The following is a 14604-nucleotide window of genomic DNA, read 5'->3' on the forward strand; positions in this document are numbered from 1 at the left end:
AGAGGTGGACTTATGAGCAAGCAGAAAATTCAAAAGGTATATCCTTTAACACCAATGCAAGAGGGCATGCTGTATCATGCCATGCTAGACCCTAATTCCTCCTCTTATTTCACACAGCTTGAGCTTGGAATAAGCGGAGATTTTGATCTCGATCTTTTTGAAAAGAGTCTCAATGAACTCGTACGGACATATGACATTCTGCGTACAGCCTTTGTCTATCAGCAATTACAAAAGCCTCGTCAGGTTGTACTGGCTGAACGTCATATAGATGTGTATAGAGAAGATCTATCTCATCTGAATCATCAAGAGCAGAAAAAGGTATTGGATCAATATAAAAAGCAAGTGAGAAAGCAAGGATTTCACTTAACGAATGATCTGTTGTTGAAAGTCGCTGTTTTTCAATTAAATGAAACAAACTGGCACCTGATTTGGAGCAACCATCACATTATTATGGATGGTTGGTCCATGGGTGTTTTAATGAAAAAACTGTTTCATTACTATGAATCTTATCGGAACGGTAGAACGCCGGATCGCTCACAAGGTAAGCCTTATGCGGACTATATCCAGTGGCTTGGAAAGCAAAACAAACAAGAAGCGGAAGACTATTGGACGGAGCGGCTGGATGGTGCTGTTCAGCACCAAGGGCTGCTGCAGCAAAAAGAAGCGAACGGACAATATGACCATCAGGAATGGACGTTTACATGGGACGCTCAAACCGTACAAGCCATTCAAGAAGCGGCAAGACAATGCCAAGTGACAGCACCGAACCTTTTTCAGGCTGTCTGGTCCGTTCTTTTAGGCACCTATCATGCAGCAGATGATGTCACATTCGGAACAGTCGTATCAGGCAGACCTCCAAGTGTGTCTGGGATTGAGCGGATGGCAGGGCTGTTTATCAATACGATACCTGTTCGAGTGACATTAGATCAGGAGCAGACCTTTAAACAGCTGTTTCAAACGGTTCAGCAGCATGCTCTGGAAGCGGAAAACTATGATTTTATGCCGCTTTATGACATTCAGCAGAAAACAGCTGCTGGAGGAAAACTCTTTGATCATTTGGTTGGGTTTGAAAACTATCCTTTAGATCAGGAGCTGTCTGGTGACACCATGTCTGCACGTCTCGGTTTTGCCATTGATGTAAAGGACGGATTTGAACAAACGAATTTCGATCTCAATGTCCTTGTCTATCCTGGTGAAACGTGGACATTGAAATTCAAATACAATGCGATGGCTTTTGAAGAAAAGGTCATTGAAAACATATCCAAACATCTGACCAACCTCATGAAGCAAATCATTCACAATCCTGACATACGTCTTCATGAAGTGACATGTATTACAGAAGAAGAAAAGCAGCAGATTGAAGCATGGAACCAGACGGAGCGAGATTATCCGAAGCATCTGTCCATTCCTGAGCTGCTCGATGAACGTATCAAGGCGCAGCCTGACCATCCGGCATTAGTCGAAGGCGAGCGAACATTCACATACGAAGAGCTTGGACAGGAAATCCGTCGTTTAGCGAGCAGCCTTGTAGAAAACGGCGTTCGGCGGGGGGATGCTGTCGCGGTATATATGAACCGATCAGCAGATGCAGTGATCTCTATTTTAGCCATTTTACATGCAGGGGCTGCTTATGTACCGATTGATCCAGCTCAGCCTGAGGAGAGAATCCGTTGGATGCTTGAAGACAGCGGCGTATCCGTTTTGCTCTATGCTGACAGCCAGCCGCCAGTTGATGAAAGCATCAAAGCTGTTCATGTGACCGGCATGTCTCATCACTCACAAGCGGAGTTATCAGTCGAGACGTCCCCATCTCAATTGGCATATATCATGTTCACTTCGGGATCAACTGGACGGCCAAAAGGAGTTCAAATTGAGCATCAGCATATTGTGAGATTAGCATGCTCTCAGGAAAAAATAGGCTTGAACACGTCGGATCGTATGGCGCATACAGGAGCTGTCAGCTTTGATGCGATTACCCTTGAAATCTTCACTACGCTTCTGAATGGGGCGACGCTTTATCCTGTTGACCGTGATACTTTATTGGATATTCACCGATTTGAACAATTTATCCAAACACATCAGATCACAGCGCTCTTTTTAACGACTGGTTTATTTAATCAGCTCGCTCAGCAGCGGCCGCAAATGTTCAAAGGGTTAAAAACATTATTCACCGGCGGTGATGTGATCAATGTGAAAAGTGCGGAGCTTGTGAAAAAGCATCATCCATCAATTACCTTGCTGAATGTCTATGGCCCAACTGAAAATACAACCATTTCGACCATTTACGAAGTAAGAGGAGATGAAATGGGCCCGATCCCAATTGGTCAGCCGATCAATCATACGTCAGCTTATATTTTAGATGACTATCAAAGACTTCAGCCAATTGGAGCCCCAGGAGAGCTGTATGTGGGCGGAGATGGTGTTTCAAGAGGGTACATCAAACGTCCAGATTTGACTGATCAAGTATTCATGGCAGATCCTTTTAAGCCGTCAGGACGGATGTATCGAACGGGAGACTTGGCTAGATATGGTGCAGATGGTCAGATTGAATTCCTCGGCCGTGCCGATGATCAGGTGAAAATTCGTGGTTTCCGTATTGAGCTTGGTGAAATTGAATCAGTGCTTCACCAAGAAGCGGGCATAGATGAAGCAGTTGTACTTGTTCAGCAGCTCTCCTCAGATGAAAAGGAAATCATCGCTTACTTCACAGGGACACTGACAGAAGAAGAGGTAAGAGATGTATTCAATCAAAAACTGCCAGCTTATATGGTGCCGCACCATGTGATGAAGCTGGATACCTTTGCACTGACATCGAACGGGAAGGTAGATCGAAAAGCTTTACCAAAGCCTGACGAAGTGCATCGCGAGGAAATCAAAATCATTCTGCCTGAGACTGAGACAGAAAAGGCACTCGCTGACATTTGGGAGGAGCTTCTTGGGAAAACGATTGGGATAGACGAGCATTTCTTTATGGCTGGCGGGCACTCACTCAAGGCGATGATGATGTCTGCGAAGGTTCAAGAAGTGCTTCAAAAGGAAGTGCCGATTCAAGTGATTTTCGAGAAGCCGACGATTCGCTCATTAGCGGCTTACATCGATCAGGATGGTCAAGAAGAAACCGGACATCCTATTTTGCCAGCAGAGCAGGCGGACGAATATCCGGTATCACCAGCTCAGCGCCGTTTATACATTTTGCAGACACTTGAACCTGACAGCACGAATTATCATATTCCGATCGTCTTAACGCTTGAAGGAACACTCGAATATCAGCGGCTCAAATCAGCATTTAATCAGTTAATCCAAACACATGAAATCTTAAGAACGAGCTTTCATATGAACGGAGAAGACATTGTCCAAAGGGTGCATGAATGGACTGAATTTGACCTTCCTGTTCATGACATCAAGGAAGAAGAGGCGGAGGCATTTCTTACAGAACGTCAATCGCCATTTGATTTAACAGCAACACCCCTTTTGCGAGCTCAGCTGCTGAAAGTCAGTGAGAATCGTCATCTTCTCGTCTTAGAAGCACATCATCTCATTACAGATGGCAGCTCCATGAAGACATTCATTCAAGATTTGGCGAAGGCCTACGATGGAGAAGCTCTTGCTGAACGAGCCCTTCATTATAAAGATTACGCTGTCTGGCAGCTAAGTGAAGAAGAAAAGGAGAAACAGAAGGAGCATGAAGCGTATTGGCTGAAGCAATTTGAAGGAGATTTACCGGTTTTAGAGCTGCCAACTGATTATCCTCGTCCAGCAGAACGTGATTTTACTGGAGAACGATTCATGTTTGGCTGTGATCAAGCAACGACTCAGCGCATTCATGAACTGCTTCAGAAAACTGATACGACCATGTATATGTTCTTGTTATCCGCCTTTCAGGTGCTGCTTGCCTCCTATAGCGGGCAGGAAGATATCATTGTGGGTTCGCCTGTTGCTGGACGGACACACCCTGATATTCAGGACATGCCGGGGATGTTTATCAACACCATTGCGATGCGCGGAAAACCAGAACAAACCAAAACATTTTTACAGCTGCTTGAAGAAATAAAAGAAACAAGTGTTGATGCTTTTGCACATCAAAGCTATCCGCTCGAAGAGTTAATTGCACATCTTCCATTAGACCGTGATACAACTCGGAGCCCGCTTTTTAGTGTGTCATTTAACATGCAGAACATGGAGGTACCGGCGCTAAATCTCGGCGATCTGCACATTTCGCCTTATGCCATTCAGCATCACTCGGTCAAATTTGATCTATCTTTAGAAGCATTTGAACGCGAGGGAGCATTAAAGCTGAGCTTTGACTATGCAGCGGCATTATTTAAAGAAGAGACCGTCCGCCGGTTCGGAACTCATCTTCTGGCGATTATTCGGGAGGCGGTTCGTCATCCAGAGGAACAGATCGGCTTGCTCCATATACTGGATCAGCATGAACAAATAGAGCGTCTGGAGAAAAAAACCGAAGGACAGACGAATCGTCATGAGCCATTCCATGTCCAATTTTCACGTCAGGCGAAGGAAACACCGGATGCTATCGCCGTCATGGATGATCAAAGAAAACTCACCTACCGCGAGCTTGAGGATATGTCATATGCACTTAGCTGTGAGCTTAAAAAACGAGGCGTCGAGACGGAACAAACTGTGGCACTGATCCTTGACCGCTCTGTCTATGTCATCGTCTCCATGCTTGGTGTGATGAAAGCAGGAGGAGCGTTTGCCCCGATTGATCCGGCCTTTCCGGCTGAACGAATCCGCTACACATTAGAGGATTCAGGTGCACAAGTCATCGTGACAAATGAGTCTCTAGCAGATTCCTATCAAAATCATAAGTCGATTCAAGTGGTGCAGGTTGAACAAGCAGTGCATCAAAGTCATCCACTAGAATTGCCGGAAGTATCGGTTGATCAGCTTGCTTATGTCATTTACACATCTGGGACAACAGGGAAGCCGAAGGGTGTACAGCTCACGCATCGTAATCTATCTCACTATGTCAGCTGGCTGAAAAATGAGGTGACATTGCAGGAATGTGATCGGACGGCACTGCTTTCTTCTTATGCATATGATCTTGGTTACACAAGCATTTTCCCTGTTTTAAAAGCAGGGGGGACACTCTATGTTCCTCGTGAAGACGTGTATACAGACCCTGTACGTCTGATGCGGTTGATTGATGAACAAGAGCTGACTTATATCAAAATGACACCATCCTTATTTCATATGATGGCAGATTCTAAGGAACATTCATTTAATGCTTTACGCCTGGTGGTACTTGGAGGAGAACCGGTGATCCCTGAGGATGTTGAAACATTTATGATGCAGTATCCATGCGTGGCAGTAATGAACCATTATGGTCCGACTGAGACAACCATTGGTACAGTGACCAAGCTGATCACACCGCAAGAGCTGGACGCTTTGAAGGAACGATCTTTGATCGGACAGCCAATTGCTCACACAAGAGCGCTCGTATGCAATCAGCAGCAGCGGCTTGTCCCTTTTGGCGCGCCGGGAGAGCTTTATATATCTGGAGAAGGCGTGTCGAGAGGATATTTGAATCAGCCTGAATTAACAGCAGAACGTTTTCTTGAAAATCCATATGATCCTCAAGAGAGAATGTATCGCACAGGGGATTTGGTCAGACAGCATGCAAATGGAGATATTGAGTTTCTTGGACGAGTAGACGATCAAGTGAAAATCCGCGGCTATCGCATTGAGAAACAGGAAATTGAGCATGCCGCACGTGCTCTGGCATCTATTCAAGAAGTCTATGTAAAAGTCCTGCACCTGTCTGGGTTGCCGGAGCTTGCACTCTATTACACAGCGCCTGAACACATTGGAACACTGACGTTTAGAGAAAATCTTGCGGAGACACTGCCGGATTATATGATTCCAACGTACTTTGTGAAAGTCGATCACATTCCACTCACCCAAAACGGAAAGGTGGATGCGAAGTCTTTGCCGCTTCCGCATGAGGTGCATATGAACCATGCGGCGCATGTGGCACCAGAAACGGAACTTGAGCGGGCGCTGTGTGACATTTGGTCAGAAGTTCTTGGGGTTCAACAAATAGGTGTTCTTGACCACTTCTTTGAATTGGGAGGTCATTCCCTCAAGGGCATGGTGCTCATTTCGAAGGTGCAAGCAAAGCTGAACAAGCATGTGCCGCTCAAAGTCCTTTTTGAAAAACCAACCATACGGGCAATGGCAGCCTACTTGGAAGAAACAGATTCTTCGGTGGTGACATCCATTCAGCCAGCGGAAAAGCAAGATTTCTATCCCGTCTCTTCTGCTCAAAAGCGGATGTATGTACTGCAGCAGCTGCATCCAGAAGCAGTCACTTATCATATGCCAGCCGTTTTAATGATGGAAGGCCGCCTTGATGTAAAGCAGCTGGAAGCAGCGCTTCAAGCCTTGATCGACAGACATGAATCACTTCGGACAGCCTTTGTAGAAATTGACGGCGTACCCGTTCAAAAAGTCTATCGCCAAGTACCGTTTACATTAGAATCGGTTGAAATAGAGGGCGATCAGGAGCAGTCTGTCATCGATTCATTCATTACACCATTCTCATTACATCAAGCACCATTAATGAGGGCAAAAGTGGCGAAGCTTTCTGATGAGAAATATGTATTCATGATGGATATGCACCATATCATTGCAGATGGTGTCACACGCGGCCTGCTCATTCAAGAACTCGCAGAGCTGTATGAGAAAAAGACGTTACCGCCAGTTCAGCTGCATTACAAGGATTTTGCGGTATGGCAGCAGGAAGAAAAGCAGCAGGCGCTGCTTGAGAAACAGCGGCAGTATTGGCTGGAGCAATATGCACAGCCGCCGGAAGACTTAGCACTGCCCCTTGATTTTCCGCGCCCTCAAGTTCAGTCATTTGAAGGGGGCCGAGTCGATAGATGGTTGTCTGCTGAAAAGGTGCAGTCCATCAAAACGCTCATGGCGGAAAAAGGTGTGAGCTTGAACATGGTGATGCAAACGGCATTTGCCATTTTCCTTTCCAAGTTAACGGGGCAGACAGATATCGTCATAGGCGCTGTGACCGCAGGACGTACGCATGCTTCGATCGAACGGGTTCCAGGCATGTTTGTCAATACACTGGCTCTTCGAAACGAAGTGCAGCCAGAAGAAACGACAGCGCAGCTGCTTGAAAAAATGAAAGATCGCAGCCTATCAGCCTATGAACATCAAGAATACCCGTTTGAGGAATTGGTGGCTCAGCTAGATCTTCCGAAAGACACAAGCCGCAATCCATTGTTTAGTGTCATGCTGACAACAGATGACCGTGACCTGACGTTACCGGATTTGCATGGACTCAAGCTGTCGCAAAAGCAGCAAGATACCGTTCATGCAAAATTTGATATAACGCTCGGTGTATTTGAAGAAAATGACCAAGTGGGCTTGCGCTTTGAGTATGCAGCGGCCCTGTTTAAAAAGAGCACCATTCAGCGCTGGAGCATGTATATTGAAAAAATCATAGATGATATGCTGGCTAAGCTGAATCAGCCAATTTCAGCGCTATCTCTCATAACTGAAGAGGAAAAACGAGAGCTGATCAACGAATGGTCAGGACCTGCCCTAGACGTCCCGTTAGATCAAACCGTTCATGCCTTGATTGAGGCTAAGGCACAAGAAGCACCGCACCAAAAAGCAGCGACCTTCTGCGGAACGAGCTGGACGTATAAAGAGCTGAACAGCCGGGCGAATGTAGTCGCTTCAAGACTCATCTCAAACGGCACAAAACCAGGCGACCGCGTCGGTATTCTCACTCGCCCATCTCTTGACATGACGGCAGCTGTTCTTGGCGTTCTCAAGTCAGGTGCGGCATTCGTTCCAATTGATGCAGACTATCCAGCGCAGCGTATTGCATGCATGCTAGAAGACTGCGGGGCAGAGGTACTTCTAATGCAAAAAGGGCTTACTGCACCACCTTCCTTTACAGGTCAAGTGCTGTTCATAGAAGATGCCGTAGAAGGAGAAGCTCACGAGATTCAGGTTCATATCAAACCAACGGATCTCGCTTATATGATTTACACGTCCGGGACGACAGGACAGCCGAAGGGTGTCATGGTCGAGCATCAGTCCCTTGTGAATCTTGCATTCTGGCACAATGATGCGTTCCAAGTGACGAAAGACGATCGAACCGCGAAATATGCCGGCTTTGGCTTTGACGCCTCCATTTGGGAGATGTTCCCAACGTGGATCGCCGGCGCAGAGCTGCACATTATCGATGAAGCGATTCGTCTCGATATGATCAAACTCAATGCGTATTTCAATGAAGAAGGGATCACTATTGCCTTCCTGCCAACGCAGTTATGCGAGCAGTTTATGTCAATGGACAATCATTCTCTGCGTTATTTACTAACAGGCGGAGACAAGCTGAAACAAGTGAAGCCTGTTCCATACAAACTCGTCAATAACTACGGTCCAACAGAAAATACAGTCGTAGCGACAAGCGGAATGATCGATCCAGAACAAGGCACGATTCCGATAGGAACAGCCATTGCCAATACACGTTTTTACATCATGGGTTCTTTATACGACCTGTCGCCGCCAGGCGTACCAGGTGAGCTCGTGATCGCAGGAAAAGGACTGGCAAGAGGCTACTGGAATCTTCCAGATGAAACCGACAAACGATTTGTCCCAGATCCATTTTATCCAGGCGAGCGCATGTACCGCACAGGCGATCTAGTGAAATGGACAGAGGATGGAGAGCTGATTTATCTCGGCAGAATAGACCATCAGGTCAACATCCGCGGCTTCCGTATTGAGCTGTCAGAAATTGAAGCCCAGCTCCTGACGCTGGATTCGGTCAAAGAAGCCGTCGTGACAACGGTCAAAGATGCGAGTGATCAAGATGCACTTATCGCTTATGTCATCGCGGCTGAAGAAACAACAACCCTGAAAGAAAGCCTAAAACGAACGTTGCCTGAATACATGGTGCCATCATGGATCATAAAACTAGACCAATTTCCAATGACGGCCAATGGAAAGGTCGATCTGAAAGCATTGCCAGCTCCTGATATCGAAGCGAACCAAACGGTATACGAAGCACCAAGAGACGAAGTGGAAACACTGCTTTGCGGCATTTGGGAAGATGTCCTTGGCGTTAGCCAAGTCGGCATTCATGATCACTTCTTCTTCCTTGGCGGAGATTCGATTAAAGGTATCCAAATGGCAAGCCGACTCACGCAAGCAGGCTGGAAGCTCGATATGAAACTTCTATTCCAGTACCCAACGATTGCAGAGCTGCGCCCATATATCGAAGAAGCCGATCAAATGACAGCTGACCAATCACCTGTCGAAGGAGAAGTCATCTTAACACCAATTCAACGCTGGTTCTTTGAACGAGCATTCAGCGATCAGCACCATTGGAATCTCTCGATGATGCTTCATGCACCAAATGGATTTGACCTTTCCATTACAGAACAAGTCATGCAAAAACTGCTTTCACATCATGATGCACTGCGTATGGTATACAGGCAGGAACATGGCGGTATCCTGCAATACAACCAGCGGGAGCTCACGGAACCGCTGGAGATTATTTCTCATGATGTCTCAAAAGAGCACGACGTGAAAAAGGCTATTTCCACATATGCCAATGAGTATCAGCGTCAGCTGAATCTCGAAACAGGTCCGTTAATGAAAGTGATTTGTTTCCATGCAAAAGATGGCGATCACTTACTCATCGAGACACACCATTTAGTCATTGATGGTGTCTCATGCCGAATTTTACTAGAGGACTTTATGTCTCTATATCAGCAGGCAGCTCAGGGGCAAACGCTTGTCCTGCCGCTGAAAACTCATTCCTTTAAAGAATGGGCAGAGGCCATTGAACGTTATGCACAGTCACAGCCTTTAAAAAGTCAGCAGGAGTATTGGGTAGAGATTGAAAGCAAACCATTAACCACATTACCTGTTGATCATGAAGTGACAAAAAGAAAAGTTGCCGAAACCAAATCAGTTCAAATGCAGCTGACAGAAACAGAAACTGAACATCTTTTGACCGATATTCATCTGCCGTACACTACGGAAATGAACGATATTCTTTTATGTGCTCTCGGTCTTGCTGTTCAAGAGTGGACAGGTGAGTCCCATGTACATGTGCAGCTTGAAGGTCATGGTAGAGAGGATATTTTATCAGGGCTGGATGTCTCTCGCACGATTGGCTGGTTTACGAGTATGTATCCAGTTGTACTTGAAGCGAAGCCAGATCAGACCATAGCTGATGCTATTAAAGGAACGAAAGAAATGCTGCGGCGTGTGCCAAATAAAGGAATTGGATACGGAATCTTAAAATACATGACAGCCGCTGAACCGTCAGGACAGCACGTACAGCCTGAAATCAGTTTGAACTATCTTGGACAGATTGATCAGGAAGTGACGACAGAACTCTTTGGGCCGTCGACTTATGATATGGGACGACAAGCAAGCCCTGATTCGGAAGCTGTTTATAAGCTGAACCTTAGTGGTCTTGTTCAACAAAATCGATTCATTTTGTCTTGTTCCTATTGTGCAAGTGAATATGAAGAACAGACGATACAGCAGTTCATGGCATTGTTGAAGGGAAAAATTCAATCCATCATCACCCATTGCTTAGCGCAGCAAGAACGGGAATTTACGCCAAGTGACTTCTCTGCGGCTGACCTTGAAATGGATGAAATGGACGACATTTTTGACATGCTTGAGGAGAAATTGACTTAACAACACGAGATGAATCATAAAAAAGGAAGGGAGGATGAAATAGATGAGTCAATTTAAAAGGGATCAAGTTCAAGACATGTATTATCTGTCACCGATGCAAGAAGGAATGCTGTTTCATACCCTCCATCATCAGGAAAAGGGCTTTTATGTAGAGCAAATGGATATGAACGTTAAGGGCACACTACGTTATGACTTACTTGAGAAAAGCATGAATATCATCGTGGAGCGGTACGATATTTTTCGTACCGTGTTTCTCCACGAAAAAGTAAAGCGCCCTGTCCAAGTTGTACTAAAAGAACGTCCTTTTACACTTGATGTTGTGGACTTGCAAGATCTTTCTGAAGACGAACAGCTTGAACGTATAGAGAAATTCAAACAACAGGATCAGCTGAGAGGATTTGACCTCTCGAAGGATTCTCTCATGCGGGCGTCTGTTTTCCAAACGGGCCCTGCCAGCTATCGCTGGATATGGAGCTATCATCATATCCTTCTGGATGGCTGGTGCTTTGGACTTGTGGTGCAGGAGTTATTTGCGATTTATCATGCACTTTTACATGACGTCCCTTACAAGTTAGAGCCGGTCAAACCATATAAAGAATATATAAAGTGGCTGGAAAAACAAGATAAGCAAGCATCACTTCAATATTGGCAGCAATCATTAGCAGGGTTTGATGGACAATCGACCTTTAAAGAGCAGCGGAAACAAACGAATGAACATGAATTAGGCGAAATTGAGTGGTCCATGAGCAAAGAAGAAACGGCCGCTTTATCAGAGTTAGCGCTGCAGCAAAATGCAACGTTAAGCAGTGCGCTTCAATCCGTTTGGTCGATTCTGCTGAGCAGGTATCAGCGGTCAAATGATGTGCTGTTTGGAACAGTTGTGTCAGGACGTCCGGCAGACTTGGCTGGCGTTGACAGGATGGTTGGATTGTTCATTAATGTCATCCCAAGAAGAATTCAGCTGACAGATCACATGACATTTCGTACACTCCTTTCAGAAACACAGCAGCAGTCTCTTGCAGCCGAGCCGCACCAATATATTCCGATTTATGATATTCAGGCAAAGACAGGTCAGCAGCAGCTCATTGATCATATTGTTGTGTTTGAAAATGTTCCAGCCGCAAAGAAGGACGAGCAAGAAGCACGATTAGGGTTCACGGTGGAGGACATGAATGTCTATGAAAAATCAAACTATGATCTCAATCTGCTCGCATCGCCTGGAGAAGAATTACTATTGAAGCTGGCCTTTAACCAAAGAGCGTTTGATCCTCAATTTGTTCATAAGTTAAAGGAACAGCTCAGCCTATTGATACATGAGGCGGTCAAGCATCCTGATCAATCGGTTCATACACTCCCATTCGTCACAAAACAGGAAAAACAGCTGATTCTTGAGGAATGGAATGCACCTGAGCTTGAGCATGACCAGCTGTATTTATCGAAATGGTTTGAGCATAATGTCCGCAAACAGCCAAATGCAGTGGCGCTATCAGCAGAAGAGCAAACGATGACATATGCTGAACTGAATGAACAAGCCAATCGATTGGCACGACATTTGCAAAAAAATGGGGCCGAACATCAAACGGTCATCGCCATTTTAGCCGATCGAACGCCTGAACTCATTGTCAGTCTGCTTGCTGTCTTAAAAGCAGGCGCAGCCTATGTGCCAATTGATCCCGACTATCCAGAAAGCCGCATTCAATACATGCTTAAAGACAGCGGAGCGACGCATCTTCTGACTCACTCATCCTTTATTGGTCAGGCGAAGGGACTTGGGTTTGCTGGCACGTATCTGTTTGCAGATGATCAGGAGATTTCACTAATGAGCTCAGAGAATCTGCCGCTGGAAGCAGGTTTACACGATACGGCATATATCATGTATACATCAGGCACAACGGGTCAGCCAAAAGGCATCATGACAACCCATTCCAATATTGCCCGGGTGGTCAAAAATACGAACTACTTAACCATTTCAGAAACAGATACACTACTGTCGCTATCCAACAGCGTATTTGATGGCTTTACCTTTGATGTATACGGTGCACTTTTAAACGGAGCAAAGCTTGTCCTGCCGAAAAAAGACACCATTTTAGATATGCATGAGCTGACGGAGCTGATTAAAAGAGAAAGCATTTCTGTCATGTTTGTTCCAACTGCTTTATTTAATCTTCTTATTGATGAAGAAACCGATTGGATGCGCAGTGTGCGCAAGGTGCTGTTCGGAGGTGAGCGTGCATCTGTACAGCATGTGAGAAAAGCCTTTGGTGTCATGGGGAAAGGCAGACTAATCAATGTCTACGGCCCAACTGAATCAACGGTTTTCGCCACCTATTATCCTGTAGATGAAGCTCCGCCGATTGAAGCGTATTCTATTCCAATCGGAAAGCCGATTAACCAAACGGGTGCTTATATATTGAGCCAGCAAGGACAGCTTCAGCCGATTGGAATGGTTGGAGAACTTTGTCTCAGCGGCAAAGGGCTTGCGAAGGGGTATTTGAATCGTCCTGATCTGACAAAAGAAGCCTTTATCACACATCCATTTGCTACGGGAGAAAGGCTGTATCGTACGGGAGATTTGGCTTATTTTCGAGCAGATGGTCTGATTGAGTATGCAGGCAGAGTGGACGATCAGGTGAAAATTCGCGGCCACCGAATTGAACTGACAGAAATTGAAGCCCACCTTCTCATGCATCCAGGCGTAAAGCAAGCTGCCCTTATGACGGATCAGCATGGCTCGCAGCATACAAGACTGCTCGCCTATATGACGTGTGAGGAGGAGTGGAAGGACAAAGTTGATGTGATCAAGTCAGGGCTGAAGGAGAAACTTCCGGCTTACATGCAGCCTCATGAGCTGATCAGACTTGAGAAAATGCCGCTGACACCAAACGGAAAGATTGATAAACGTCAGCTGCCAAAGCCGGAGACGCCTCAAGGAAACCGCCATGTGAAGCTTCCGGCCAATGAGGTAGAACAAAAGCTGCTTGTCATGTGGCGTGAAGTACTTGAACGAAATGATATCAGTACAGATGACCATTTCTTTGAGCTTGGCGGACATTCTTTAAAAGCGATGTCGCTTTTATCAAAGGTGTCGAAGGAATTCGATGTTCAGGTGCCTATTCACTTGCTGTTTGAGACGCCGACAATTGAAGCCATCAGCCGTTATATTCAACAGCAGGATCACGAAGCTGCCGGCTATCTTGTATTCAATGAATCTCAAACGCCAACAGTCTTTGCTCTTCCGCCATTACCGGGCTACGGCTTTATCTATCAGGAAGCTGCCAAAACGCTTGATAGCGTTCGTTTGATCGCCTTTGACTTTATTGAAGCTGATCAACGCATGACGCAATACGTTCAGCATATTCAGCACCTTCAGCCTGAAGGACCGCTGACTTTGATGGGCTACTCTGGCGGGTGCTATCTGGCCTTTGAGCTCGTTCAATCGCTTGAACAAGCAGGACGGACGGTGGAAAAGGTCATCATGATCGATTCCTATAAGAAAATTGGTGAAAGTGATTTAGAAGGACGATCCATTGATGACGATATCGCAGCGATTGTCCATCAATCAAAGCAAAGTGAACTTGCCCAAGAAGAGCTCGTTCAAGAAGCGCTTGCTCAAAAAACGCGGGCCTATTATGAAACATTTGTTAAGGGGGTGAATCGAGGAAAGATACAAGCAGATATTGATTTCATCCAATCAGAAGAGCAAATTGATATTCCAGACTGGATGGATCATTGGGAAGATGCGACGACCGGTGCTTATCGCTATTATCAAGGCTATGGTCAGCATGCTGACATGTTCAAAAACAAAGAATGTGCAGCCCAAAATGCCCAGCTGATCCAAAAGATCGTCAATCAAAAAAATAGAGAAGCCGTTTTGTAAACTTTAGATCAGGCAGGGGT

The 14604-nt window shown here is 45.8% G+C and carries 2 protein-coding genes; both read left to right on the forward strand.

The features are described from left to right. Positions 1–12 precede the first annotated feature (12 nt). Positions 13–10707, forward strand: coding sequence for an amino acid adenylation domain-containing protein (locus MHI23_RS02005; protein WP_342492231.1), 10695 nt, complete (start codon positions 13–15; stop codon positions 10705–10707). A gap of 43 nt (positions 10708–10750) precedes the next feature. Then, complete coding sequence (locus MHI23_RS02010; protein WP_342492232.1) at positions 10751–14584, forward strand: amino acid adenylation domain-containing protein; 3834 nt, start codon at positions 10751–10753, stop codon at positions 14582–14584. Positions 14585–14604: the final 20 nt, after the last annotated feature.

This window comes from Bacillus sp. FSL M7-0003, assembly GCF_038628485.1.
In the GTDB taxonomy this organism is placed as follows: Bacteria; Bacillota; Bacilli; order Bacillales; family Bacillaceae; genus Bacillus; species Bacillus safensis.

Coding starts and splice junctions, on each gene's coding strand:
- MHI23_RS02005 (WP_342492231.1), top strand. CDS start 13: ATGAGCAAGCAGAAAATTCAAAAGGTATATCCTTTAACACCAATGCAA.
- MHI23_RS02010 (WP_342492232.1), top strand. CDS start 10,751: ATGAGTCAATTTAAAAGGGATCAAGTTCAAGACATGTATTATCTGTCA.